Here is a 24,539-nt window from a genome sequence, read left to right as displayed (position 1 = left end):
GCCCGTCTAGTCCGCGGACTCCTCCTCCACCTGGGCCATGGCCGGGTCCAGGAGGCGGGAGAGGAAGTGGCGGGTGCGGTCGTGGGTGGGGTTGCCGATGACCTGGTCCGGCGTGCCGTCCTCGACCACGACGCCCCCGTCCATGAAGACCACCCGGTCGGCGACCTCCCGCGCGAAGGTCATCTCGTGGGTGACCACCATCATGGTCATGCCCTCCTGGGCCAGCATCCGCATGACCGCCAGGACGTCCCCGACCAGCTCCGGGTCGAGGGCGGAGGTCGGCTCGTCGAAGAGCATCACCTCGGGGCCCATGGACAGCGACCGGGCGATCGCCACCCGCTGCTGCTGGCCGCCGGAGAGGGAGGCGGGGTAGGCGTCCGCCTTTTCGGTGAGCCCCACGCGCGCGAGGTTCTCGGCGGCGACCCGTGCCGCCGTCGCCTTGTCCCTGCGCAGCACCCGGCGCTGCGGCAGGGTGAGGTTCTCGGTGACCGTGAGGTGCGGGAAGAGGTTGAACTGCTGGAAGACCATGCCGATCCGGCGGCGCACGGCGTCGATGTCGACGTCGGGGTCCGTCAACTCGGTGCCGCCGACGAACACCTGCCCTCGGGTGGGCTCTTCGAGGAGGTTGACGCAGCGCAGCAGGGTGGACTTGCCGGAGCCGGACGGGCCGATGACGCAGACGACCTCGCCCTGGCCGATCTCCAGGTCGATGCCGCGCAGCACCTCGTTGTCGCCGAAGGACTTGTGCAGGCCCTTGACCTCGATCTCGGGTCGGCTCATTTCACGGCCTCCTGGGCCTTCGCCTCCATACGGCGCACGACGAAGCCGAGCGGGATCGTGACCAGCAGGTAGCACAGGCCGGCGACGAGGATCGGCGTGGAGTTGGCGGTCGTACTGGCCAGGTCGCGGCCGTACTTGGACAGTTCGCGCTCCTCCAGGGTGACGCCGAGGAAGAGGACCAGGGACGAGTCCTTGAAGAGCAGGACCAGTTCGTTGGTGAGCGGCGGGAGGATGATGCGGAACGCCTGCGGGATGACGATCGAGACCATGGCGCGGGCAGGTGAGAAGCCCAGGGAACGGGCCGCTTCCAGCTGCCCCTTGGGGACCGCCTGGATGCCCGCGCGGATCGTCTCGGCCATGTAGGCGGCGGCGACCAGGCCGAGGGCGAGGGCGACCTTGCCGTAGGTGCCGCCGATGATCTCGGTGCCGGGGAAGGCGAGCGGGACGGCGACCCCGATGAAGATGAAGATCAGCAGGGCGGGCAGGCCGCGGAAGATCTCGATGTAGACGCCGGCGGCCCAGCGGTAGGGTCCGACCGACGACAGCCGCATGAGCGCTATCACCATGCCGAGGGCCAGTCCGACGACGAAGCCGGACAGGGTGTAGAGCACGGTGTTCTTCAGCGCCAGCGTGATGACGTCCGGGAACATCTGCTGGGCGATGTCCCACTGGGCGAACTGGTTCTGCAGCCGTCCCCAGTCCGCGCCGACGGCGAAGGCGACGACGGCGGCGACGAAGACGACGTACTGCGCACCGCGCGACAGCCGGCGCTTCTGGCGCCGGGTCAGGCCCTTGCGGCGCGGCTGGAGCCCGGTGTCCGTGTCTGCGGTCATGAGGCGGCGGGGGACGCGGCCGAGGCGTCGTAGGGGCCGATCCACTTCTCGTACAGCTTCTTGTACGTGCCGTCGGCCTTGGCGTCGGCGATCGCCTTGTTGACGGCCGCGAGGAGCTTGGTGTTGCCCTTCTTCACCGTGAAGCCGTACTGCTCACCGGTGTTGATGTTGCCGGCGACCTGGAAGGCGCTCGCGTTGGCCTTGTCCTTCAGCCAGCCCTGGACCACCGGGTAGTCGATGACGACGGCCTTGACCTGGCCGGTGCGCAGGCCGTTGAGGACGGCGTCGGAGGACTCGAAGGAGACCGGGTCGAAACCCTGCTTCCTGACGTAGTCCTCACCCGTGGTCTGCGCCTGGGCGCCCAGCCGGACCTTCTTGGCCTTGGCGTCGGCGAGCGAGGTGATGCCGCTGTTCCTGTCGACGAGCAGGGCCTGGGTCGCGTCGAAGTACGGGTCGGAGAAGTCGACGTTCTTCTTGCGCTCGGCGGTGATGGTCATGCCGGCCGCGGCAAGGTCGCACTCGCCGGAGTTGAGGAAGGCGCCGGTCTTGAAGTTCTCGAACGGCGTGTCGAGGATCTGCTGCTTCACACCGAGGTTCTTGGCGACCAGGTCGATCATCGACACGTCGAAGCCCTGCACCTTGCCGTCGATCTCCGACTGGAACGGCGGGTAGGGCAGGTGGGTGCAGGTGGTGAGCTGTCCGGCCTTGACGAGTTCGACCCCGCCGGCGGCCGTCCTGGAGGCGCTGGAGCCGTTGCCGCTCGACGTGCAGCCGGCCACGAGGGCCAGCCCGGCCGCGGCGGTGACGGCGGCCAGGGCGCGAGCCCGGCGGCGCCCGAGGAGCGTGGTCACGAGACCTCCCGTGAGTCTGTGGGGAAGCTCCCGTCGGTCTGTGAGGGAGCTTTGGATTCCGGTTCTGCGGGTTCCGATTATAAGGAGATGTTTGGGTCTCTCAAACCAAACCGATGGCCGTGGGCCTGTCGGGCCTAAGAAGTCGCCGGTCGGAGCCGTGCGGAGGGTGCCGGTTACGCTCGTCTCGATCTGTCCCGCACGCCCCTGAATGAGCGAAGAGAGCACTGTCGTGACCCACCCCTTCCTCGACCTGCCCCCGCTGACCGCCGACCGTTTCGCCGCGATCGAGGACGGGGTGGCCCGGCTGCTGGACACCCGTCAGCACGTCGTGATCATGCAGGGCGAGGCGCTGCTGCCCCTGGAGGGCGCGATCAGGGCGACGGCGGGGCCGGGGACGACCGCGCTGAACGTGATCACCGGCCCGTACGGGCAGACGTTCGGGAACTGGCTGCGGGACTGCGGGGCGACGGTGGTCGACCTCGCGGTGCCGTTCCACACGGCGGTGACGGCCGGACAGGTCCGGGAGGCGTTCGCCGCGCACCCGGAGATCGACTTCGTGTCCCTGGTGCACGCGGAGGCGGCGACCGGGAACACCAACCCGGTCGCGGAGATCGGCGAGGTGGTGCGGGCCCACGGCGCCCTCTTCTACCTGGACGCGGTCGCCTCGGTCGGGGCCGAGCCGGTACTGCCGGACGCCTGGGGCGTGGACCTGTGCGTGATCGGGGCACAGAAGGCGATGGGCGGCCCGGCCGGTGTCTCGGCGGTGTCGGTGAGCGCGCGGGCGTGGGCCCGGATGGCGGCGAACCCGAACGCCCCACGCCACTCCTACCTCTCCCTGCTGGACTGGAAGGAGCGCTGGGTCGACGGCGGCCGCAAGGTGCTGCTGCACGCTCCGGCGCAGCTGGAGATGCTGGCGCTGGAGGCGTGCGTCGAACGGATCGAGGCGGACGGCCTGGAGACCGTCATGGCCCGGCACCGTACGGCCGCGCTGGCCACCCGGGCCGGGGCGGTGGCCCTCGGCGGCGGCCTGGAGCCGTACGTGCACGCGGAGTCCGACGCGGCACCGGTCGCCACGACGCTGCGGGTGCCGTCCGGGGTGGTGGCGTCGGAACTGGTGGCCGAGGCCCTGGCGGGCGACGGCAGCCTGCCGCTGGCCGCGGGCGGGGGTGCCCTGGCCGGGGAGATGATCCGGGTCAACCACTACGGGGCGGACGCGACGGCCGGTGCCGTCCGGTCGAGCCTGGCGGCGATCGGCGCGGGGCTGGCGAAGCGGGGGCTGACGGTGGACCCGGAGGGCGCCCGGCGGGCGGTCGAGTCCGCTTGGCACCAGCACGGCGACCGGTGTCGGGAGCGTATGGACGGCGTTACCGGCGCCTGAATTCAAGGAAATCTCGAATTCCTTTTCGGTGGATGGCTTACCCGAGTTCTTCTGCCCGCTTTTTACGCAGCTAAACAGAGGGAATTCCGTCCAGGTTTCAACCCTGTGACACACTCCACACAACGGGACCATTTGCTCGATTTGTGGCGGTGCATTTCTGGACATACCGGAGGTCCAGATTCAGCCACCACCGACACCCGCCGTGCGTTTTTGCATTTGCCTCGCTAAATTCAATCCGCATGACTGCCCCACAAGCAGACCTGATCGTCGACCGCCCGTTGGTGACCGACGGTGCCGCTCTCTGGCGTATCGCCAAGGATTCCGGAAGCCTCGATCTGAACTCCTCGTACAGCTATCTGCTGTGGTGCCGGGATTTCGCCGGCACCTCGGCGGTGGCGCGGGGCGCGGACGGCGAACCCGTCGGGTTCGTGACCGGGTACACCCGGCCGGACCGGCCGGACACCCTGCTCGTCTGGCAGGTGGCCGTGGATGCCGCGCAGCGCGGGCGCGGCATCGCGGCGCGGCTGCTGGACGGACTCACCGCGCAGGTGGCCGCCGACCGGCCGCTCACCGCCGTCGAGACCACCATCACGCCCGGCAACACCGCCTCCGAGCGCCTGTTCATCTCCTACGCCGCCCGGCACGGCGCCGCCGTCGAGCGCTCCGTGCTGTTCGAGGCCGGTGAGTTCCCCGACGGTCCGCACGACCCCGAAGTCCTGTACCGCATCGGCCCCTTGACCCCCACATCGCACTGAGGAGCCCCGCCGTGACCATCATCCAGCCCGACCTCAGCGTCTTCGAGACCCTGGAGTCCGAGGTCCGCAGCTACTGCCGCGGCTGGCCGACCGTGTTCGACCGGGCGCGGGGCAGCCGCATGTACGACGAGGACGGCCACGAGTACCTCGACTTCTTCGCCGGCGCCGGATCACTCAACTACGGCCACAACAACCCCGTACTGAAACGGGCGCTGCTCGACTACCTGGAACGGGACGGCGTCACCCACGGCCTGGACATGTCGACGGTGGCGAAGCGGTCCTTCCTGCAGACCTTCCAGGACCTGGTGCTGCGGCCGCGCGAGCTGCCGTACAAGGTCATGTTCCCGGGGCCGACGGGGACCAACGCCGTCGAGTCGGCGCTCAAGCTCGCCCGGAAGGTGAAGGGGCGCGAGGCGATCGTGTCGTTCACCAACGCCTTCCACGGGATGTCCCTCGGCTCGCTCGCCGTCACCGGCAACGCCTTCAAGCGGGCCGGCGCCGGGATCCCGCTGGTGCACGGGACGCCGATGCCGTTCGACAACTACTTCGACGGGAAAGTGCCGGACTTCCTGTGGTTCGAGCGGCTCCTCGAGGACCAGGGGTCCGGGCTCAACAAGCCGGCCGCGGTGATCGTGGAGACCGTGCAGGGCGAGGGCGGCATCAACGTCGCGCGTCCCGAGTGGCTGCGCGCCCTCAAGGAGCTCTGCGAGCGGCAGGACATGCTGCTGATCGTCGACGACATCCAGATGGGCTGCGGGCGCACCGGTGCGTTCTTCTCCTTCGAGGAGTCGGGCATCGTCCCCGACATCGTCACGGTCTCGAAGTCCATCAGCGGGTACGGGCTGCCCATGTCCCTGTGCCTGTTCCGGCCCGAGCTCGACGTGTGGGAGCCGGGCGAGCACAACGGCACCTTCCGCGGCAACAACCCCGCCTTCGTCACCGCGACCGCCGCCCTGGAGAGCTACTGGGCCGACGGCCCGGCGATGGAGAAGCAGACCCGGGCCAAGGGCGAGCAGGTCGAGCAGGGGCTCATCGCGATCGTCGAGGAGAACCTCGCCGACGTGAAGGAGTACCGGGGCCGGGGCCTGGTGTGGGGCCTGGAGTTCCACGACAAGGAGCGGGCCGGACGGATCGCCCGGCGTGCCTTCGAACTCGGGCTGCTCATCGAGACGTCGGGGCCGGAGAGCGAGGTCGTCAAGCTGCTGCCCGCCCTGACCGTCACCCCGGACGAGCTGGACGAGGGGCTGAGCATCCTCGCCAGGGCCGTCCGGGAAACCATATGAAACACCAGCTAGGAGGCATCGCAGAACCGTGATCGTCCGTTCGTTCAAGGAGATCGAAGGCACCGACCGGCATGTGAAGTCCGCGTCCGGGACCTGGGAGAGCAAACGCATCGTCCTCGCGAAGGAGCGGGTCGGCTTCTCGCTGCACGAGACGATCCTGTACGCGGGCACCGAGACGTCGATGTGGTACGCCAACCACATCGAGGCCGTCGTCTGCGTCGAGGGCGAGGCCGAGCTGACCGACCACGAGACCGGGACGTCGTACACGATCACACCCGGGACCATGTACCTCCTCGACGGGCACGAGCGGCACTCGCTGCGTGTCAAGGAGGACTTCCGCTGCGTCTGCGTGTTCAACCCGCCCGTCACCGGCCGGGAGGACCACGACGAGAACGGCGTCTATCCCCTGCTGACGGAGGAGGGCTGACCATGACCACCATCACCGACCTCTACCCGAGCCGCGGCCCCGTCGAGGTCGCCGTCCCCCGCAAGGACCCGGTCGTCTGGTCGGCGCCCGGCGCGCCCGGCCCGATCGCCACGGACCGGCTGGAGGCGTTCGAGCGCGACGGATTCCTCACCGTCGACCAGCTCCTGGCCGACGACGAGGTCGCCGTGTACCGACGGGAGCTGGAGCGGCTGATCACGGACCCGGAGATCCGGGCCGACGAACGCTCCATCATCGAGCCGAAGTCCAAGGAGATCCGGTCCGTCTTCGAGGTGCACCGGATCAGCGAGGTGTTCGCGAACCTGGTGCGCGACGAGCGGGTGGTCGGCCGGGCCCGGCAGATCCTCGGCTCGGACGTGTACGTCCACCAGTCCCGGATCAACGTCAAGCCCGGGTTCGGCGCCAGCGGCTTCTACTGGCACTCGGACTTCGAGACCTGGCACGCCGAGGACGGCCTGCCGAACATGCGCACGGTGTCCGTCTCGATCGCCCTGACCGAGAACCACGACACCAACGGCGGCCTGATGATCATGCCGGGCTCGCACCGGACGTTCCTGGGCTGCGCGGGCGCCACGCCCGAGGACAACTACAAGAAGTCGCTGCAGATGCAGGACGCGGGCACGCCCTCCGACGAGGCCCTGACCGAACTGGCCTCGCGGCACGGCATCAGGCTGTTCACCGGCCGGGCGGGTTCCGCGACCTGGTTCGACTGCAACTGCATGCACGGCTCCGGCGACAACATCACGCCGTTCCCGCGCAGCAACGTCTTCATCGTGTTCAACAGCGTGGAGAACACGGCGGTGGAGCCGTTCGCGGCGCCGGTGCGCAGGCCCGAGTTCATCGGGGCGCGGGACTTCACGCCGATCCGCTGAGCCCGCCGTCCGCCCCGGGGGCCGCCACATCCGGTGTGGCGGCCCCCGGGCGTGTCGCCGTGCCCCCAGGTCAGCCCGCGAGGGCGTCGAGCAGGCGGTCCACGTCCGTGGGCGTGTTGAAGAGGTGGAAGGCCGCGCGCAGGTTGCCGGCCCGGTTGGAGACCTCGATGCCGGCCCGGCTCAGTCCGGGCTGACGGCCGCCGAGCCCGGGGACCGAGACGATCGCCGAGCCGGGGGCGGGCACCGGCTCGTGCCCGAGGGCCGCGAGCCCGGCGCGGAACCGGTCGGCGAGAGCCACGTCGTGGGCGTGCACGGCGTCCGGTCCGAGTTCCTCGATCAGGTCGAGCGAGCGGCGCAGGCCGGCGAACGTGAACAGGGCATGGGTGAGGTCGAACCGCCGGGCGGAGTGCGCCAGTTCGGTGACCGGCCCGTAGCAGCTGTCCCAGGGCTCCTCGCCCGCGACCCAGCCCGCGAGCAGCGGGGTCAGCCCGCCGAAGTCCTCGGGGAGCACGAGGAAGGACACGCCGTGCGGGCCGAGCAGCCACTTGAAGGAGACGGTCGCGGTGAAGTCGTACGCGTCGGCGGCCATCGGCAGCCAGCCGGCGGCCTGGGAGAAGTCGACGTAGGTGCGGGCCCCGTGCGCGCGGGCGGCCTCGCGCAGCGCGGGCAGATCGGCGAGCCGGCCGTCCGCCGACTGGACCGCGCTGACCGCGACCAGTGCGGTGTCCGGACGGACGGACTCGGCGATGCGCTCCAGCGGCACCGCGCGGACCTTCAGGTCGCCGCGGACGTGGAACGGGTTCAGTACGGAGGTGAAGTCGTCCTCGGCGGTGAGGACTTCGGCGCCGGCCGGCAGCGAGGCGGCGATCACGCCGGAGTGCGCGGCGACCGAGGCGCCCGCCGCGACCCTGGTCGCCGGGACACCGGCGAGCCGGGCGTAGGCGGCCCGGCACGCCTCGACGTCCTCGTAGAGCGAGGTCAGGGGCCGGCCCTCGGCCCGCAGCAGTGCCGCCCGGTGCAGGGCGGCCACGGTACGGGCGGGCAGCAGGCTGTTGCTGGCGGTGTTGAGGTAGGTGGTCTTCGGGGCGAACTCGGCGCGGACGAGGCTCTCGAACGTCTCCGTGGTCTCCATGCGTCCACTCTGCGGTCCGGACAACCCCCCGTCCATTGCGGATTTTTACGCGGATCCGCTAAGTAACGCTTATACGTCGCCCCTGACCTGGGGTTTCTCAGTGCTGCGGCACCGCGCACCCGTCCGGCCCGCAGGCCTCCGCGTCACCCTCGTCGATCAGCTTCAGCGGGGAACGCGCACCCCAGGCCTGGCTGAGCGCCTGCGTGAACACCTCGGCGGGCTGAGCCCCCGAGACCCCGTACTTCCGGTCGAGGACGAAGAACGGCACCCCGTTCGCACCGAGCTCCGCGGCCTCGCGCTCGTCGGCACGGACGTCGTCGGCGTAGCGGGACGGGTCGGCGAGCACCGCGCGCACGGCCGCCGCGTCCAGCCCGGCCTCCACGGCCAGCTCCACGAGGCGGTCCTCGCCCTCGCTGAAGACGGACCGCTCCTCGGCGAAGTTCGCGCGGTACAGGATCTGGATCAGCTCGTCCTGGCGGCCCTGCTCCTTGGCGAAGTGCAGCAGCCGGTGCATGTCGAAGGTGTTGCCGTGGTCACGCCCCCGCGTCCGGTACGCGAGCCCCTCGGCGGCGGCCTGCGCGCCCAGGTTCTCCTCGCCCGCCTGGGCCTGGGCCTCGCTCATGCCGTACTTCTTGCTGAGCATGGCGAGCACCGGCTGCACGTCGTCCTTGGCGCGGCCGGGGTCCAGCTCGAAGGAGCGGTGCACGACCTCGACGTCGTCGCGGTGCGGGAAGGCGGCGAGCGCCTTCTCGAAGCGCGCCTTTCCGACATAGCACCAGGGGCAAGCGATATCGGACCAGATCTCGACGCGCATGTTGTCGGCTCTCCAGGTAGTGAAAGGGTCTCTCCCCACTACCTGAACGTTCAACCAGCCCGCTTCATTCCCCGCCCACCGCGTACCGCAGGCAGAGGTGGTGGTCCCCCTCGGCCGGCGGGTTCTCCGGGTCCGGCACCCAGCCCTGACGGGCGTAGAAGGCCTGGGCCCGCCGGTTGTCGGCGTGCACGTCCAGCACGGCGGTCCGCCTGCCGTCGGCCCGCCACTGCTCCAGACAGGCGGCGTGCAGGGCGGTGCCGACACCGGCCCGCCAGCGGCCGGGGTCGACGTGGAACTGGAACAGCTTGACCATCTCGGCGGCGGCGCCCTCCGGGGGGCGGAAGGAGGCGACCCCGACGATCGCCCCCGCCTCCACCACGCACAGCACCTGGCCGTCCGGCCGTTCGACGGCACCGCGCCAGGCGGCCGTCCAGTCCACGCCGTCGTCCGGGAGACCGTCCGGGTAGTACGTCGACCGGGCCCGGTGGTGCAGTGCGGCGATGGTCTCCGCCTCGGCGGACAGGGCCGTGCGGATGACCCGGGGCCCTTTCACGTGGTCGCTGATCATGCAACTGAGGACGCGGGGGGAGCCACCTCGGTTCTGCGGCGCCCTGGACAAGTCAGCTCACCGCCGGTACACAGCGGCCGTCCTCAGCTGCCGTCGCGCAGGTCGGCCGGCCAGTCGGGCCGGAACTCGATGTGGTCGTACGTCACCACGCACCCCTCCCCCATCGGCGACTGGGTCATGAAGCCGACGAGCGCGCCCTCCGTCTCCTTCTCGCCGCCCAGGGTGAACAGCCGGACGAAGACCCACTTCTTGCCGTCCCGGGAGGCGTGGAAGGCGAACGCCCGGCCGGTCCGGCTGATCCGCAGCCAGACCGAACTCCCCTCCACCGTGAAGGAGTTGGCGTCGTCCGAGTGGCCCCGGGTCACCACCGTGCAGACGGTGGGCACGTCCGGGGAGTTCTCCAGGCAGAGCTTGGCCCAGGCCCGGTCGCCGACGTGGACGTACAGCACACCGGCGTCGAAGGCGGCCCCGAACCCGACGGTGACCCGGGCGATCAGCTGGAAGTCCCCTTCGGGCGCCCCCAGCAGCCGGGGCGCGTCCGAGGCGGGATCCAGCGCCTCCCCGGTGGGTGACACGAACCGATCCTGCCGGGCCCCGGCCCACCCGGTGAGCACGCCGTCTTCATAGAACCAGTGCCCGTCGGGGCCGTAGGTACGGAGAGGGAAAGGAAGTTCGGGAAGTTCCACGTCCATGGTCGGATTGTGTCAGGTGCACGCGCCCTGCAGGGGGCGCTGGGGGTCCCCCCGGCCGAAGGCCGGGGGGAGGAACTGCGCGAGCAACCACGGACAACCCGCAGTCGCCGGCGCACCCCGCACCCCGCACCCCCACGGCGCTACCGCTCCAGAACCCCGTTGAACCGCCGAGGAAGCCCCAGCGGATTCTCGTCCTGCAACTCGGCCGGCAGCAAAGCAGCGGGCGCGCCCTGATACGCCACCGGCCGCAGCCACCGCTCGATGGCGGTGCCGCCCACGGACGTCGACGTGGACGTCGTCGCCGGGTACGGCCCACCGTGATGCTGGGCCGGGGCCACAGCGACCCCCGTCGGCCAGCCGTTGACCAGCACCCGACCGGCCAGCGGCGTCAGCTCCGCAAGGATCTCCGCGCCCAGCCCCTCCCCCGCGGCCTCCTCGGCAGAGACATGCACCGTCGCCGTGAGGTTTCCCGGCAGCCGCGACAGCACCGCCGTCGCCTCGCCCCGGTTCTCGTAGCGGACCACCACGGTCACCGGCCCGAAGCACTCCTCCAGGAGCAGGTCGTAGGCCCCGGCCTCGGCCAGCCGGTCCGCCGGCACCGTCAGGAACCCGGCGCTCACGGTGTGCTCGCCGCCCGCCCCCGGCGTCACCGGGCTCTCCACGTCGGGGAGTTCGGCGCGCTCGGCGACCCCGGCGACGAAGTTGTCCCGCATCCGGTGGTCGAGCAGCACGCCAGCGTCGGTGTTGCTGACCGCGTCGGTGAGGGACTTGACCAGGCCGTCACCGGCGGCGCCGGCCGGCACCAGCACCAGGCCCGGCTTCACGCAGAACTGCCCGACGCCCAGCGTCATCGACCCGGCGAGCCCGGTGCCGATCTCCTCGGCCCGCTCGGTGGCCGCGGCCTCGGTGACGAGCACCGGGTTCAGGGAGCCCAGTTCGCCGTGGAAGGGGATCGGCACCGGACGCGCGGCGGCCGCGTCGAAGAGCGCACGCCCGCCCCGGACGGACCCGGTGAAGCCGGCCGCGGCGATCAGCGGGTGCTTGATCAGCTCGATGCCGGCCTCGAAGCCGTGCACGAGACCGACCACGGCCTCGGGGATGCCGTGCCCGGCCGCGGCCCGGCGCAGCACCTTGGCCACCAGCTCGGACAGGGCCGGGTGGTCGGGGTGGGCCTTGACGACGACCGGGTTCCCGGCGGCCAGCGCACTCGCGGTGTCGCCGCCGGCGACCGAGAACGCGAAGGGGAAGTTGGAGGCGGAGTAGACGGCGACGACACCCAGCGGGACCTTGTAGCGGCGCAGGTCAGGAATGGGCGGGGTGGCGGTGGCGTCGGGGTGGTTGATGATGACGTCGAGGAAGGCGCCCTCGTCGACGATGTCCGCGAAGGCCCGCAGCTGGTAGGCGGTGCGGGCGAGTTCGCCGGTGAGCCGGACCGGGCCGAGCGCGGTCTCCGCGTCGGCGGCCTCGACCAGGCGGTCCTTGGCCGCGTCGAGTCCGGCGGCGGCCGAGCGCAGGAAGGCCGCGCGGACCGTGCGGTCGGCGAGCGAGCCACGGACCGCGTGGGCGGCCCTGACGACGGCGTCGACCTCCTCGGCTGTGGCCTCCACCGCAACCTGTTCACGCTGCTTCCCGGTGCGCGGGTCGACGCTCCAGACTGGTGCTGCTGCCACCGCGGGTCCCTCCATGAGTTGCGTTCTGCCGCAGTATCCGGGTCATACCCGGGTCGTTCACCAGGGGCGTTCGATATACTGAACGTTGTCTCTGATGATGAATATGCTGTTGGAGACTATAACCTCGGTTTCTCGTCCAACGAAGGGGTCAAGGGCGATGTCTGCAGGCGAGACAGGCGGCGGGGCACAGGTCAAGTCAGCGGTACGGACCGTGGAGTTGCTGGAGTACTTCGCCGGCCGCCCCGGTATGCACTCCCTCGCGGCCGTCCAGGAGGCGGTCGGCTATCCCAAGTCCAGCCTCTACATGTTGCTGCGCACCCTGGTGGAGCTGGGCTGGGTGGAGACGGACGCGACCGGCACCCGGTACGGCATCGGGGTGCGGGCCCTGCTGGTCGGCACGTCGTACATCGACGGCGACGAGGTGGTCGCGGCGGCCCGCCCGACCCTGGACCGGCTCTCCGACGACACCACGGAGACCATCCACCTGGCGCGCCTCGACGGCACGAACGTGGTCTACCTGGCCACCCGCCAGTCGCAGCACTACCTGCGCCCCTTCACCCGGGTCGGCCGCCGCCTGCCCGCGCACTCCACCTCGCTCGGCAAGGCGCTGCTCGCCACCCACACCGACGAGCAGGTCCGCAAGCTGCTGCCGGAGACCCTGCCGGCGCTGACCGAGCACACCATCACGGACCGCGAGAAGCTCATCGAGGAGCTCCGCCAGATCCGCGAGCAGGGCTTCGCGATCGACCGCGAGGAGAACACGCTCGGGCTCCGCTGCTTCGGCGTGGCGATCCCCTACCGCACCCCGGCGCGCGACGCGATCAGCTGCTCGGTCCCGGTGGCCCGCCTCACCCCCGCCCACGAACAGATGATCAAGGACGCCCTGTTCGACGCCCGGGACCGCCTGACGCTGGCGACGCGGCGGCTCTAGGTTCCGGGCTCCCCGCATGAGCAGTCGATGAGAATTCGGCCGTACGGGAACGAGGACCCCGCTTTCGATCGTCTGTCTGAGCGGGATGAACAAGACGATCAGGCGGGCGTCCGTCTTCGCACTGCTGCTCGTGGTCACTCTGCTGGTCAGGGCGACATGGGTGCAGTTCTACGACGGTCAGGCCCTCGCGGACGACACGAACAACCGGCGCAACGTCATCGAGACGTACTCACAGCCGCTCGGGAACATCATCGTGTCCGGTGAGGCGATCACCGGCTCGGCGCAGACCCTGAGCAACAGCGACCTCAAGTACAAACGCACGTACACGAACGGCAAGCTGTACGCGGCGGTGACGGGCTACGCCTCGCAGGCCTACGCCCCGACCCAGCTGGAGGGCATCTACCAGGACCTGCTCAACGGCACCGACAGCCGGCTCAAGACGGTCATGGACACGGTCACCGGCGAGCGCGCCGAACCGGGCGACGTGATCACGACGATCGACCCGGCCGTCCAGAAGGCGGCCTACCAGGCGCTCGGCGCCAAGAAGGGCGGCGCCGTCGCGATCGACCCGAAGACCGGAAAGATCCTCGCGGTCGTGTCGACACCGTCGTACGACCCCTCCTCGCTCACCGACGCCAACACCGCAGGCACGGCCTGGAAGAAGCTGAACGCCGACAGCGACAAGCCGCTCACCAACCGGGCGCTGCGCCAGCCGCTGCCGCCGGGTTCGACGTTCAAGCTGGTGGTCGCGGCGGCGGCCCTGGAGGACGGCCTCTACGCGAACGTCGACGCCAGGACCGACAGCCCCAACCCGTACACCCTGCCCGGCACCACGACCCCGCTGCGGAACGAGAGCACGTCCGCGCCCTGCGAGAACGCCCCCATCCGGGTGGCTCTCCAGTACTCCTGCAACAACGTCTTCGGCAAGATGGCCGTCGACCTGGGCCAGGACAAGGTGCGGGCGATGGCCGAGAAGTTCGGCTTCAACGACGACAAGCTGGACGTGCCGGTCCGCGCCTGGGCGAGCGTCTACCCCAAGGACATGGACAAGGCCCAGACCGGTCTCTCCGGCATCGGCCAGTTCGACGTCACGGCGACCCCGCTCCAGATGGCCATGGTGTCGGCTGCCATAGCCAACGGCGGCAAGCTGGTCTCCCCTCATATGGTCTCCCAGATCACCGACAGCGGCGGCGACGTGCTCAGGAACTACGACGACGACACCAGCACCAAGGAGATCGTCAGCTCCTCGACGGCCGAGCAGCTCCAGTCCGCGATGCAGACGGTCATCGAGCAGGGCACGGGCACCAACGCGCGGATCGACGGCGTCACCGTGGGCGGCAAGACGGGCACGGCCCAGCACGGCGAGAACAACAGCAAGACGCCGTACGCCTGGTTCACGTCGTACGGCAAGTCGGACAGCACCGGCAAGGAGGTGGCGGTGGCGGTGATGGTCGAGCAGTCGGACGCGGCCCGGTCGGAGGTCAGCGGCAACGGCCTGGCGGCACCGGTGGCCAAGGCGATGATGGAGGCGGCGCTGAAGTGAACGCCCCGAGCTGAAGCGCCCCCTGCAGGGGCGCTGGGGGCGCCCCCGGCCGGAAGGCTGGGGGCGGAACTGCGCGACCAGCCACGACGAACCCGCGGCCGACGACGCACCCTCGCGCCCCACCCCCTACTTCACACCCAGCACCTGCTCCACCGGATCGATCGCGAAGTACACCAGGAACAGCGCCGACACGGCCCACAGCAGCCAGTTGACCTCCTTCGCCTTCCCCAGCACCGCCTTGATCACGACGTACGCCAGGAACCCCGCCCCGATGCCGTCGGTGATGGAGTAGGTGAACGGCATCGCGGCGATGGTCAGGAACGCCGGGATCGCGATCTCGTACTGGTCCCAGTCGATGTGCTTGACGTGGGTCATCATCAGGAAGCCCACGGCGATCAGCGCGGGCGCCGCCGCCTGGAGCGGGACGATCGTCAGCAGTGGCGTGAGGAAGAGGGCGAGACCGAACATGCCGCCGGTGACGATGTTGGCGAAGCCGGTGCGGGCCCCCTCCCCCACCCCCGCCGCCGACTCGATGTACGCGGTGTTGGAAGAGGCCGAGCCGAGGCCGCCGGCCACCGCCGCCGCACCGTCGATGAACAGCACCCGCCCGATGCCCGGCACCTGCCCCTGCTCGTCGAGCAGCCCGGCCTCCGCGCTGATGCCGACGATCGTGCCCATGGCGTCGAAGAAGTCGGACAGGATCAGGGTGAAGACAAGCAGTACGGCGGTGAGGACACCGGCCTTGCCGAAGCCGCCGAACAGGCTGAAGTGACCGATGAGCCCGAAGTCGGGCGTGCCCACGATCTTGTCGGGGATCTTCGGGGTGGTCAGGCCCCAGCTCTTGATGTCCGCGACGGAGTTGATGACGATCGCCACCACCGTCATCGTGACGATGCTGATCAGGATCGCGCCCTTCACCTTCCGCGCCACCAGCGCGATGGTCAGGAGCACGCCAAGACAGAAGACCAGTACGGGCCAGCCGGTGAGCCGGCCGACGGCACCCAGCTGCACCGGCACGGTGGTGTCCGCGGCGTCCGGGATCCGGCTGACGAAGCCCGCGTCGACGAAGCCGATGAACGCGATGAACAGGCCGATGCCGACGCCGATCGCCTGCTTCAGCTGCTGCGGGATGGCGTTCATGATCGCCTCGCGCAGGCCGGTCAGCACGAGCACGCAGATCAGCAGGCCTTCCAGGACGACCAGGCCCATCGCGTCGGACCAGCTCATCAGCGGGGCCAGCTGGAAGGCCACGACGGCGTTGAGGCCGAGACCGGCCGCGATCGCCAGCGGCAGGTTGCCGCCGACGCCCATGATGATCGTCATCACACAGGCCACCAGCGCGGTGGCGGTGACGAGTTGGCCGGTGTCGAGGGTGTGGCCGAACTTGTCCTTGGCGCTGCCGAGGATGATGGGGTTCAGGACAAGGATGTAGGCCATGGTGAAGAACGTGGCGAAGCCGCCGCGTATCTCCCGGCCGAAGGTGGATCCCCGTTCGGAGATCCTGAAGAACCGGTCGACGCCGTTCCCGGCAGGTGGTGCGGCTCCTTGCGGCCGGGCCGCCTTCTGCGTCTCGGGCATGGTCGGACTCCTCGTCCCCTGAGCGTGCGTGTGCGGATGCTGGCTGGATTGTTCCCGCGTCGCACGGGTTTCAGGTTTTCCCCGTGTTACGGAATCGGGCTCGGTGTGGTTCGGTGGACCACACCGCGTCCGACACCTCGCACGAGGCGCACCGAACCCCCGTACGACGCACACGAAATGATCACTGCTACGCTCCGGATCTCGCCGGAACGTTCCTCCGGACATCCACATACCACCGCATGTCACCTGCATGACACAGAATCCCTGACAGAAGAGGTCACCCGTGGGCACAGTCGTCGACGACGCCGCCTCCGTGGAGTTCCATGCCTTCTTCGAACGCCACTACGCCGAACTCTCGCGTCTCGCCCACCTGTTGACCGGCGAGGCGGACGCCGCCGACGACCTGGCCGCCGACGCCCTGCTGGCACTGTGGCACCGCTGGGACCGGGTGCGGGCCGCCGACCATCCGGTGGCCTACGCCCGGGGTGTCGTCGCCAACCTGGCCCGCACCCGCATCCGCGGCGCCGTGCGCGAGCGGCGCCGTATCGCCCTGTTCTGGTCGCACCGCGAGGAGACCACCGAGAACCCGGACGTCGCGGGAGCGGTCGACGTCCAGGGCGCGCTCGCCCGCCTGCCGTTCCGCAAGCGGGCATGTGTGGTGCTCCGGCACGCGTTCGACCTGTCGGAGAAGGACACCGCGCTCGCCCTGGGGATCTCGGTGGGTACCGTTAAGAGCCAGACGTCGAAGGGCATGGCGGAGCTGCAGCGGCTGCTCGGCGAGTCCCAGGGGGTTCCGCAGAGGGTGCACGCGGCGATGGCGCCCCGGACCGGTGAGAGCGGAGGAAGGAACCGATGAGGCAGCAGGACGTGCACGACGAGCTGCGCGCCCGGCTGCACGAGGCGGCCGAGGCGCACGAACCCGACCGCGCCCGCATCCTGGCCCGGGTCGAGCGGGGCATGGCCGCACAGGGCCGCCCGAACCACCGGGCCACCCTTCCGCCCCTGTTCGGCTGGGTCCGGGTGGTCAGCGCCACCGCCGCGGTCGCCGCGGTCCTCGGGGTCGGCGGCTACGCGGTCGCCTCGGCCGTGAAGGACCCGCCCACCGAGAAGACGGTCGCGGTCTCGCCGACGCCCTCCGCGTCCCGGGACGCGGCCGGCCGCCCGCCGTCCCGCACGGCCGCCCCGCCGGCTCCCGGCGTGACCCCGGCGCACCCGTCCCCCAAGGCGAGTTCGACGCCCTCGTCGACCCCGAAGGCCTCCGCCACCCCCGCGGCACCCGTCACGAAGGGCGAGGAGGACGGCCCGCTCGGGTCGGACGGCTCGGTGGACCCGCACAGCAACGACTTCTGGGCGCAGTCCGACGTGACCCTGAAGACCTCCGGGCAGCTGACCGCGCTCACCGTGCAGTTGAAGGTGGCCCAGACAGGCGGGGTGTCCAACACCGGGGCATGGCGCTCCCTGCCGGAGACCGACTTCACGCAGACGGTCACCGAGCAGGACGGCTTCCTGGTCTACACGTGGACACTCAAGCCGGGAAGCGAGGTCGCGGTCGGCGAGTGGGTGTTCGCGGGCCAGTACAACCACCAGCAGGGCGACCGCGACGCAAAGAACGACACCTACACGATCACCGGCACCGCGGCCGGGAAGCAGTACGCGGTGACCGGCACCTTCGCGACGCGCACAAACGGTGAGGGCGACTCCTGACCGACGGGATGTACGCGCCCCGCAAGGGGCGCTGGGGTCCCCCCGGCCGAAGGCCGGGGGAGGAACTGCTCGACCAGCCACGACGGCCGCGCACCCCGCGACGCACCCGTCAGTCCATGGTGGACCCGATGGTCGTGGACCCGGTGGTCAGAAACACCGTCGCCGGCAACGCCCCACCTTTCGGCCGTGCCGCGTACGCGGTCGTCGCATACGTCGACTTGAAAGTCGGCGTACGCACCCCGCCGTCCCGGCTGTTCGCCGCCGACACGGCCCGGGACCCCGGCTTGTCCGCCCCCCCGTTGCCCACCGCCAGGTTCCGCGCCAGCCGGGCCTTGCCCGTCTCGAAGAAGAACCCGGCCTCGGCGTTGACATAGGCGGTGTTGCGGTTCAGCACGATCGCGCCCGTGTGGGAGTTCTCGGCGAACCCGTTCAGCGTGTTGTCCCAGGCCGCGTCGTCGGTGCCGTCGTCCGAGTTGTCGTACAGACGCGCGCCGGTCACCTTGTTGCCGGTGCCCGAGCCGAACTTGATGGCGATGCCGTCGGCGTTCTGGCCGTGCCCGGACCTGTCGTAGTTCCCGTAACTGTCCAGGTTCTGGACGAGGTTGTTCACGGTGTTGTCGCCGCGCAGGGTGAACCCGGAGTCGCCGTTGTCCGCGGTGACGAGGTTCCTGAAGATTCCGCCCGTGGACGAGGTGACGACGAAGCCCTGGGCCGGGTGGTAGGTGCCCGCGCGCACCTGGATGACGGTACCGGCGGCGGCGTTCGCGACGGCCGACTCCAGTTGGGCGGTGGTGGAGACGGTGACCGTGCTGGTGGCGGCCTGGGCACCGCCGTTCGACAGGCCGAGGTGGACGCCGCCCGCCCCCGCGGCGACGGCCACCGCCGGCGATCGAGAGGGTACGCGTCCTGCGGTGGCGTCCGGTGCTGAGGCGCACCGGCCGTTGCTTTCCTTGACGTCCAGGACGTGCTGGACGTGTTCGACGAGGGAGCGAAACGGGCCGGAGGGGCCGCCCCGGCCCGTTTCTGCCTCCCAGTCGCCGCAGTGCCCGGAAAGGGTTGCCGTCCCTCTCGACTAGGACACGAAGTACGTCGGGTTCGGCAGCTTGTACGTGCGGTTCGCGTAGCCGCCGTCCAGGTCCGAGTACTGGTCGCCGAAGTTGGCGACGATCTCGTACCCGAGGTCCTTCTCGATGTGCTCGCGAGTGCCGGCCTTGTACTGCACGGTCGTGCAGGTCCAGGTGCCCGGGGTGGCGCAGGCGCTCAGGTAGGACGGCGGGTTGGCCTTGTCCTTGAGGAACATGTGGGTGGCGTCGAGGTTGACGTCGGCGCCGATCTTCTTCAGGTTCTCGACGGCGGCGGTGCGCTGCGCCTCGCTGAGACCGGAGTTGTAGAAGACCTCGACGCCCTCGCTCTGCGCGTACCGGACGAGCTCGGCGCTGCCGAACACGCCCGGCCGGTCGGCCTTGTTGACGTAGTCCGCCCACGTGGTCGAGTTGTAGGTGTAGTTGTAGCGCTTCTCGTAGTCCAGGCTGAGCAGCAGCGTGTCGTCGATGTCGAAGACGACCGCGGGCTTCTCGCCGTGGCGGTGCGCCTTGCGCGCGGCCCGGTCGATGTAGCGCTTGGCGTCCGCGTCGATGCGCGCCAGGTCCTTGGCGTACGGGCTGGTCGGCGAGGCCTGGTACACGCCGTTGGCGTCGGCGGCGGTGCCGTAGTAGGTGTCGATGTCCTTCACCAGGAGCCCGATGTTGTACGGCTCGTGGGTGGAGTTCGCGGTCGACTGGCCGGCCGTGGCGGCGCCGGCGCCGTAGAGGGCACCGCCGGCGAGCGCACAGGCCGAGGCGATCGCCGCGAGACGAAGTGACTTATGCATGACAGGAGTTCTACGCGCGTCACCGGGGTGGGCGCGAGACCCGTTGCCCGATCGATATCTCATCGGCGGGCAAAAAGCGGGTCAAGCGCCCCGGAAGAAGTCCCTCCGGTTGTCTCGGTTCAGTTCATGGTGGCCCCGATGGTCGTGCTCCCCGTCGTCAGGAAGGTGGTCGCCGGCAGCGAACCGTCCGACTGGCGGGCGTTGTACGTCGTCGAGGCGTCCGTCGACTTGAAGGCCGGGGTGCTGATGCCGCTGTCCCAGTTGTTGCCGGCGGACACCACCGAGGAGCCCTTGCTGACCAGCCCGCTGCCGTTGCTCACCGCGAGGTTCTTGCCGAGCCGGGCCGCGCTGGTGGCGAAGTAGTAGCCCCAGCCGCCGTTGGCGTAGGCGGTGGTGCGGTTGATGACGATCGCGCCGGTGTTGGAGTTCTCGGTGAACCCGTTGCCGGAGTTGCCCCAGGCTGCCGAGTTGTTGACGACGTGCGCGACGGTGACGCCGTTGCCGCCCAGCTTGAAGCCGTTGCCGTTGCCCTCGAAGGCGGAGTCGCCCCACCGGTTGACGCCGTTGCCGAAGGACCAGGTGTGCTCGATGGTGACCGGCGACGAGAAGGACCACAGGTCGATCCCGTCATCCGAGTTGTTGTACAGACGGGCTCCGGTGACGAGGTTGCCGGAGCCGGAGCCGAACTTGATGGCGACCCCGTCGGCGTTCTGGCCGTGCGTGGCGGCGTCGTAGTTGCCGTACGAGTCGAGGTTCCTGACCGTGTTGTTCACGGTCCCGTCGCCGGTGAGCGTGAAACCGGAGTCGCCGCCGTTGATGGTCTTGATGTTGTTCCAGTTGGTGCCGGTGCAGGACTGGCAGACGACCGCGCTGTCCGGGGAGTTCTGGAAGGTGATGCCGGAGACGTTCCAGTAGTCCGCGGTCAGCTTGAAGATCCAGGAGCCGGAGGGCAGCGAGGACCCGTCGATCTTGACGGTCTCCGAGCCGTAGGCGGTGAGCGTGACCGGCGCGGACGAGGTGCCGTTGACCGTGGACTGGAGGGTGGCCGTCGGGTAGTAGGTGCCGCCACGGACCTGGATGACCTCGCCGGCGGTGGCGTTCTTGATGGCGCTGGTCAGGTCGGTGGAGTTGCTGACCACGACGGTCGCCGCGTGCGCCGGGGTGGCGAGTACGGCGAGTCCGAGCGAGGCCGTGGTCACGGCGAGTGCGGTGAAGGTGCTGAGTCGACGCATGACGTGCGGGTCCTTTCGTCGATCAGAGTGGTTCAGAGGGGGCGGACGGGTTTCCAGTCGCCGAGGTAGGTGGCGGGGGTGTGCGACGCGGCCTCGGCGTCGGTGAGCTGGGGCCGGTTCCCGGGGACGGTGATCACCGCACCCGGCCCGGAGTTGCGGTACTCGCGGAACCGCATGGACTGCCAGGGATAGGCGTCCCGCATGTTCGTGTAGGGCGCGACGGGGTCGATCCCGGGGCCGATGAGGCTGTCCCGCACGACCAGCGAGGGCCAGGCGGTGGTCTCGTACGTCGGCACCCAGGGCCGCGCCAGCTTGTACGCCCCGTCCTCCGCGCCGGAGGAGAACCGGCAGCGGACGGCGAGGAACCCGTGCGGGTTGGCACGGGCGGTCGAGGGGGCGAACACCATGCCCTTGGGCGTGAAGGCCACGTCCCGTTGCAGGGTGCGGAAGTGGCAGTGCTCGAACACCGCGGTGGCCCGTCCGAAGACGAAGTCGACGTCGCCCTCGATGTGGCAGCGGTGGAAGAACTGCCGGTCGAAGGAGCCGAGTTCGGTGGTGTCGGCGAAGAGGGTGTCCTGGTGGGCCAGCAGCCGGACGTGTTCGAAGTGGGTACGGTCCCCGGTCAGGTACGCGGCGACGGCCTGGGTCCCGGTGATCTCCGGGTGGTCGGCGCGCAGCCAGTCGTTGGCGAGGGTGAGGTCGCGGACGACGAGGCCGGGCGCCGCCGAGGTGAAGGTGGCCGAGCCGGCCGTGCCGTAGGTCCCCGAACCGTCCGGCCTCTGCGTCCCGTTGGCGTTGTCGTAAACGATGACGGCGGCACGCGGGTCGCCGGTCGCCCCTCGCAGGGTCAACTGCGTCTTGTCCGCCGGCACGTCGACGACCTCGCGGTACGTCCCCGGGTGCACGACGATCGTCCAGCCGGGGCCCGGCACCGCGTCCACGGCCGCCTGGACGGAGTGACCGGGGCGGACGTGCAGGACACGGCGGTCGCGGCCGAAGGCCGTGGCCGAGCCCATGGCCAGCGCCGCTCCGGCGGCGAGGAGGCCGCGTCGGGTGGGCACGTCAGCACTCCTTCCACGGGGTCCAGTCGCCGAGGTAGGTCTCCCGGGTCGCGGACGCGGCCTGTTCGGTGGTGAGCTGAGGCCGGTTCCCGGGTGCGGTGATCACCGCACCCGGCCCCGAGTTCCGGTACTCGGCGAAGCGCTGGCTCTGCCAGGGGAAGGCGTCCGACATGGTGGCGTAGGGCGCGACGGCGTCGATGCCCGGACCGAGGTACGAGTCGCGGACGACGAGCGAGGGACGGGCCGTGGTGTCGGAGCTGGGCACCCAGGGGCGGGCCAGCTTGTAGGCGGCGTCCGGGGCTCCGCTGCTGACGCGGCTCCGGCTCACGAGGTAGCCGTACGGGTTGGCGGCCGCCGTCGACGGCGCGAACACGAACCCGTACGGTGCCGCGGTCAGATCGGTCCGGTTCAGGGTGCGGAAGTGACACTGCTCGTAGACCGCGGTGGCCCGGCCGAAGACGAAGTCGACGTCACCTTCGGCATAGCAGTGCGCGAAGTACTGGCGGGCGAAGACGCCGAGGGCCGTCGAGTCCGCGTACAGGGTGTCCTGGTGGCCGAGGAACCGGCAGTGGTGGAAGGCGCTGCGGTCGCCCTGCACCTTGAGGGCGACGGCCTGGGTGGCGCTGATGTCGGGGTGGTCGGCGCGCAGCCAGTCGTTGGCGAAGGTGATCCAGTGGGCGGTGAATCCGTCGCCCTGCACGGTGGTGGTGGCGGAGCCGGTGGTGCCGTAGGTCCCGCCGCCGGGCCTCGGGGTACCGGCCGCGTTGTCGTGGACGATGACGACGGCACGCGGGTTCTCGGCGGCGCCGATCCAGGTGGCCTCGGTGCGGGTGGTGTCGAGGGCGACCGTCTCCCGGTAGACGCCCGGGGCGAGGACCAGGGTCCAGCCGCTGCCGGTGGCGGCGGTGACGGCGGCCTGGACGGTGGTGAAGTCGCCGCGGCCGTGCGGGTCGACGTACAGGGTCTGCGAACTGCGGCGGCGCTCCGGGGAGCCGTACCGCCCGAAGGGGCGGGCGGCGGCGTGCGCCTGGCCGGTGGTCAGCGCGAGCGCGGTGGCGGCCCCGGCGCCCGCGGCGAGGAAACCCCTTCTGGACAGGGGAGGGTGCGGCGAGGACATGCGGGTGCTCCTTGAGGAGAGAGAAGGGTGGCGGTGCTCCTTGCCGTGGGGGGTGGGGCCGGGGCGGACTCCGGTGCGCGCCCCGGCCGCGTCGAGCGTGTGTCAGCGCAGGTGGCCGGCGCCCGCGCCGCAGTCGACGATGCGCGGCACGGCCCGCGCCGGGTCGACCTTCGTGCGCAGGGCCGGAGTCCAGCCGGCACCGGACTGGAGGATCTCGCCGGGGACCTCGGTGTTGTGGACGGCGATGAGGTCCGTCAGCACACCGTTGACGTAGTTGTCGTCGGCGGTGAGCGGCGCCTCCTTCCACTTCTTCAGGATCGAGCCGGCGCCGACTCCGTCCGCCAGGGTGAAGGCGTTGTGCTCGGCGACGAGTTGCGACTCCATCCCGATGCCGTAGCTGTAGCCGTAGCCGTCCTCGGCGACGAAGTGGTTGTTGTAGGAGTCGACCTGCCCGAACCGCACCCGGGGCGCCCGCTCCACCAGGTTGGAGAACAGGTTGTGGTGGAAGGTGACTCTGAGGTGCCCGCGGTCGACGGCGGCGGTGGACGCGCTGTCGCTGTTGCCGATGAGGATCGTCTTGTCGTGGTCCGCGAAGACGTTCCAGGAGGCGGTGACGTAGTCGGCGCCCTTGACGATGTCCAGTTCACCGTCGTGCTGCTCGTAGATCCGCCCGAAGTAGTAGGGCAGCGAGCTGTCGGGGTGATCGCCGTCGGTGAAGGTGTCGTGGTCCATCCACACATGGGTCGAGCCGTAGATCACCGCGCTGTCGTACTCGGAGTTCCAGTTGCCGTCGGCGGTGTCGGTCGGGTCCCACTGCGGGAAGCAGTCGAGGGGGCTCTCGAAGCTCAGGTTGCGGACGATGACGTTGTCGACGGACTTGATCTGCAGGCTGGCGCCCTTGAACCCGGCGTCCTTACCGATGCCGATGATGGTGGTGTTGGCCGGGACGTAGGCCTTGATGTAGGCGTCCTGCTGCGCCTGGGAGGCACGGCGCAGGCCCTCCGGGCTGTCGTCGGGCTCGTTGTCCAGGTTGGTGGAGCGCCCCCAGGCCTCCGGCGAGTACTTGGCGAGGTAGGCGGCGAAGTCGTAGCCGGGCACGGCGAACGAGTCGCAGCTCGGCCCGTCCGCGTCGATCGTCCCCCTGACTCTGATGATCTTCGGCGCGCTGCCGCCGTCGGCGAGAGCGGCCTTGAACTGATCCCAGGTGGTGACGGTGTAGACGTGCGCGGCGTCGGCGGCGGCACCGCCGGTGGTCCCGGTGGTGGCCGCTGCCCAGCCGTCGTTCGCGGCCAGCGCCTGCCGGTCGGGCGCGACCCGGTACGGGGCGGCCGCCTGGGCGGTTCCGGTCACGGTCAGCACGAGAGCCGTGCAGCCCACGAGCGCACCAATGACGCGTCCATGACATTCCTGTGTACGCACTGTGCGGGTCT

The 24,539-nt window shown here is 70.1% G+C and carries 23 protein-coding genes and 1 pseudogene; 9 read left to right on the top strand and 15 right to left on the bottom strand.

Features of this window, described 5'->3' with window-relative positions; genetic code table 11:
* Positions 1–6 precede the first annotated feature (6 nt).
* From JF597_RS21695 to JF597_RS21685, 3 genes are read right to left on the bottom strand one after another with little or no spacing between them, the layout of a single operon-like run.
* On the bottom strand, positions 7–780 hold the full coding sequence (locus JF597_RS21695) for an amino acid ABC transporter ATP-binding protein (protein WP_293997179.1): 774 nt from the start codon (positions 778–780) through the stop codon (positions 7–9).
* Positions 777–1,613 (bottom strand): amino acid ABC transporter permease, encoded by an 837-nt coding sequence (locus tag JF597_RS21690; protein ID WP_293997177.1) that lies wholly within the window; start codon positions 1,611–1,613, stop codon positions 777–779. The genes JF597_RS21695 and JF597_RS21690 overlap by 4 nt, the downstream gene beginning before the upstream one ends.
* Positions 1,610–2,464 (bottom strand): ABC transporter substrate-binding protein, encoded by an 855-nt coding sequence (locus JF597_RS21685; protein WP_293997174.1) that lies wholly within the window; start codon positions 2,462–2,464, stop codon positions 1,610–1,612. The genes JF597_RS21690 and JF597_RS21685 overlap by 4 nt, the downstream gene beginning before the upstream one ends.
* Before the next feature lie 229 nt (positions 2,465–2,693).
* Between JF597_RS21685 and JF597_RS21680 the strand changes: the two genes are divergently transcribed.
* The 5 genes from JF597_RS21680 to thpD all read left to right on the top strand — a co-directional run bounded on the left by JF597_RS21680 (position 2,694) and on the right by thpD (position 7,197).
* Positions 2,694–3,842 carry an aminotransferase class V-fold PLP-dependent enzyme gene (locus tag JF597_RS21680; protein WP_293997171.1) on the top strand — a complete coding sequence of 383 codons (1,149 nt, stop codon included), beginning with the start codon at positions 2,694–2,696 and terminating at the stop codon, positions 3,840–3,842.
* A 239-nt stretch (positions 3,843–4,081) separates the two neighbouring features.
* A complete protein-coding gene (gene ectA / locus JF597_RS21675) occupies positions 4,082–4,597 on the top strand; it encodes a diaminobutyrate acetyltransferase (RefSeq protein WP_293997169.1) in 516 nt (171 codons plus the stop codon).
* A gap of 11 nt (positions 4,598–4,608) precedes the next feature.
* Positions 4,609–5,880: a diaminobutyrate--2-oxoglutarate transaminase gene (gene ectB, locus JF597_RS21670; protein ID WP_293997167.1), complete on the top strand. Its 1,272-nt coding sequence runs from the start codon at positions 4,609–4,611 to the stop codon at positions 5,878–5,880.
* A 28-nt stretch (positions 5,881–5,908) separates the two neighbouring features.
* A complete protein-coding gene (locus tag JF597_RS21665; protein WP_293997165.1) occupies positions 5,909–6,307 on the top strand; it encodes an ectoine synthase in 399 nt (132 codons plus the stop codon).
* A gap of 2 nt (positions 6,308–6,309) precedes the next feature.
* On the top strand, positions 6,310–7,197 hold the full coding sequence (thpD, locus tag JF597_RS21660) for an ectoine hydroxylase (RefSeq protein ID WP_293997163.1): 888 nt from the start codon (positions 6,310–6,312) through the stop codon (positions 7,195–7,197).
* A 70-nt stretch (positions 7,198–7,267) separates the two neighbouring features.
* Here thpD and JF597_RS21655 read toward each other — a convergent pair whose 3' ends face one another.
* The 5 genes from JF597_RS21655 to JF597_RS21635 all read right to left on the bottom strand — a co-directional run bounded on the left by JF597_RS21655 (position 7,268) and on the right by JF597_RS21635 (position 12,073).
* Positions 7,268–8,329, bottom strand: coding sequence for an aminotransferase class V-fold PLP-dependent enzyme (locus JF597_RS21655; protein WP_293997161.1), 1,062 nt, complete (start codon positions 8,327–8,329; stop codon positions 7,268–7,270).
* A gap of 97 nt (positions 8,330–8,426) precedes the next feature.
* Entirely contained in the window at positions 8,427–9,143 is a 717-nt protein-coding gene (locus tag JF597_RS21650; protein ID WP_293997159.1) for a DsbA family oxidoreductase, read from the bottom strand.
* A 64-nt stretch (positions 9,144–9,207) separates the two neighbouring features.
* Complete coding sequence (locus JF597_RS21645; protein ID WP_293997157.1) at positions 9,208–9,711, bottom strand: GNAT family N-acetyltransferase; 504 nt, start codon at positions 9,709–9,711, stop codon at positions 9,208–9,210.
* A gap of 83 nt (positions 9,712–9,794) precedes the next feature.
* Positions 9,795–10,403 (bottom strand): DUF1349 domain-containing protein, encoded by a 609-nt coding sequence (locus JF597_RS21640; protein WP_293997155.1) that lies wholly within the window; start codon positions 10,401–10,403, stop codon positions 9,795–9,797.
* A gap of 140 nt (positions 10,404–10,543) precedes the next feature.
* A complete protein-coding gene (locus JF597_RS21635) occupies positions 10,544–12,073 on the bottom strand; it encodes an aldehyde dehydrogenase (NADP(+)) (protein ID WP_293997153.1) in 1,530 nt (509 codons plus the stop codon).
* A gap of 157 nt (positions 12,074–12,230) precedes the next feature.
* On the opposite strand from JF597_RS21635, the gene JF597_RS21630 reads away from it, so the two are divergent.
* Positions 12,231–13,004: an IclR family transcriptional regulator gene (locus JF597_RS21630; protein WP_234539677.1), complete on the top strand. Its 774-nt coding sequence runs from the start codon at positions 12,231–12,233 to the stop codon at positions 13,002–13,004.
* Between the two features lie 85 nt (positions 13,005–13,089).
* The gene (locus JF597_RS21625; RefSeq protein ID WP_293997148.1) at positions 13,090–14,547 is read left to right on the top strand and encodes a penicillin-binding transpeptidase domain-containing protein; all 1,458 of its coding nucleotides are present in this window, start codon (positions 13,090–13,092) and stop codon (positions 14,545–14,547) included.
* 126 nt (positions 14,548–14,673) lie between these two features.
* On the opposite strand, the gene JF597_RS21620 is transcribed toward JF597_RS21625, so the two are convergent.
* Positions 14,674–16,125 (bottom strand): NCS2 family permease, encoded by a 1,452-nt coding sequence (locus JF597_RS21620; protein WP_293997146.1) that lies wholly within the window; start codon positions 16,123–16,125, stop codon positions 14,674–14,676.
* 283 nt (positions 16,126–16,408) lie between these two features.
* On the opposite strand from JF597_RS21620, the gene JF597_RS21615 reads away from it, so the two are divergent.
* Positions 16,409–16,981 carry a SigE family RNA polymerase sigma factor gene (locus JF597_RS21615; protein ID WP_293997144.1) on the top strand — a complete coding sequence of 191 codons (573 nt, stop codon included), beginning with the start codon at positions 16,409–16,411 and terminating at the stop codon, positions 16,979–16,981.
* The gene (locus JF597_RS21610; protein WP_293997141.1) at positions 16,978–17,829 is read left to right on the top strand and encodes a hypothetical protein; all 852 of its coding nucleotides are present in this window, start codon (positions 16,978–16,980) and stop codon (positions 17,827–17,829) included. Before JF597_RS21615 ends, JF597_RS21610 begins: the two co-directional genes overlap by 4 nt.
* A gap of 109 nt (positions 17,830–17,938) precedes the next feature.
* On the opposite strand, the pseudogene JF597_RS21605 reads toward JF597_RS21610, so the two are convergent.
* The 6 genes and pseudogenes from JF597_RS21605 to JF597_RS21580 form a co-directional block, all read right to left on the bottom strand.
* Positions 17,939–18,764 (bottom strand): annotated as a pseudogene (locus JF597_RS21605) (pectate lyase).
* Between the two features lie 137 nt (positions 18,765–18,901).
* Positions 18,902–19,699 carry an HAD family acid phosphatase gene (locus tag JF597_RS21600; protein ID WP_293997138.1) on the bottom strand — a complete coding sequence of 266 codons (798 nt, stop codon included), beginning with the start codon at positions 19,697–19,699 and terminating at the stop codon, positions 18,902–18,904.
* A gap of 119 nt (positions 19,700–19,818) precedes the next feature.
* On the bottom strand, positions 19,819–20,931 hold the full coding sequence (locus JF597_RS21595; RefSeq protein WP_293997135.1) for a chondroitinase-B domain-containing protein: 1,113 nt from the start codon (positions 20,929–20,931) through the stop codon (positions 19,819–19,821).
* Between the two features lie 32 nt (positions 20,932–20,963).
* Positions 20,964–21,947 carry a pectinesterase family protein gene (locus JF597_RS21590; protein ID WP_293997231.1) on the bottom strand — a complete coding sequence of 328 codons (984 nt, stop codon included), beginning with the start codon at positions 21,945–21,947 and terminating at the stop codon, positions 20,964–20,966.
* 46 nt (positions 21,948–21,993) lie between these two features.
* Positions 21,994–23,109 (bottom strand): pectinesterase family protein, encoded by a 1,116-nt coding sequence (locus JF597_RS21585; protein ID WP_293997132.1) that lies wholly within the window; start codon positions 23,107–23,109, stop codon positions 21,994–21,996.
* A 102-nt stretch (positions 23,110–23,211) separates the two neighbouring features.
* Complete coding sequence (locus tag JF597_RS21580) at positions 23,212–24,528, bottom strand: polysaccharide lyase family 1 protein (protein ID WP_293997130.1); 1,317 nt, start codon at positions 24,526–24,528, stop codon at positions 23,212–23,214.
* Positions 24,529–24,539 lie beyond the last annotated feature (11 nt).

It is taken from the genome of Streptomyces sp. (assembly GCF_019510245.1).
In the GTDB taxonomy this organism is placed as follows: Bacteria; Actinomycetota; Actinomycetes; order Streptomycetales; family Streptomycetaceae; genus Streptomyces.
The sequence above is the reverse complement of the archived record's forward strand: the minus strand, read 5'-3'. Positions and strand labels throughout refer to the sequence as shown.

Coding starts and splice junctions, on each gene's coding strand:
- JF597_RS21595 (WP_293997135.1), bottom strand. CDS start 20,931: ATGCGTCGACTCAGCACCTTCACCGCACTCGCCGTGACCACGGCCTCG.
- JF597_RS21645 (WP_293997157.1), bottom strand. CDS start 9,711: ATGATCAGCGACCACGTGAAAGGGCCCCGGGTCATCCGCACGGCCCTG.
- JF597_RS21590 (WP_293997231.1), bottom strand. CDS start 21,947: ATGGGCTCGGCCACGGCCTTCGGCCGCGACCGCCGTGTCCTGCACGTC.
- JF597_RS21630 (WP_234539677.1), top strand. CDS start 12,231: ATGTCTGCAGGCGAGACAGGCGGCGGGGCACAGGTCAAGTCAGCGGTA.
- JF597_RS21695 (WP_293997179.1), bottom strand. CDS start 780: ATGAGCCGACCCGAGATCGAGGTCAAGGGCCTGCACAAGTCCTTCGGC.
- ectA (WP_293997169.1), top strand. CDS start 4,082: ATGACTGCCCCACAAGCAGACCTGATCGTCGACCGCCCGTTGGTGACC.
- JF597_RS21650 (WP_293997159.1), bottom strand. CDS start 9,143: ATGCGCGTCGAGATCTGGTCCGATATCGCTTGCCCCTGGTGCTATGTC.
- JF597_RS21655 (WP_293997161.1), bottom strand. CDS start 8,329: ATGGAGACCACGGAGACGTTCGAGAGCCTCGTCCGCGCCGAGTTCGCC.
- JF597_RS21625 (WP_293997148.1), top strand. CDS start 13,090: ATGAACAAGACGATCAGGCGGGCGTCCGTCTTCGCACTGCTGCTCGTG.
- JF597_RS21610 (WP_293997141.1), top strand. CDS start 16,978: ATGAGGCAGCAGGACGTGCACGACGAGCTGCGCGCCCGGCTGCACGAG.
- JF597_RS21600 (WP_293997138.1), bottom strand. CDS start 19,699: ATGCATAAGTCACTTCGTCTCGCGGCGATCGCCTCGGCCTGTGCGCTC.
- thpD (WP_293997163.1), top strand. CDS start 6,310: ATGACCACCATCACCGACCTCTACCCGAGCCGCGGCCCCGTCGAGGTC.
- JF597_RS21640 (WP_293997155.1), bottom strand. CDS start 10,403: ATGGACGTGGAACTTCCCGAACTTCCTTTCCCTCTCCGTACCTACGGC.
- JF597_RS21690 (WP_293997177.1), bottom strand. CDS start 1,613: ATGACCGCAGACACGGACACCGGGCTCCAGCCGCGCCGCAAGGGCCTG.
- JF597_RS21620 (WP_293997146.1), bottom strand. CDS start 16,125: ATGCCCGAGACGCAGAAGGCGGCCCGGCCGCAAGGAGCCGCACCACCT.
- JF597_RS21585 (WP_293997132.1), bottom strand. CDS start 23,109: ATGTCCTCGCCGCACCCTCCCCTGTCCAGAAGGGGTTTCCTCGCCGCG.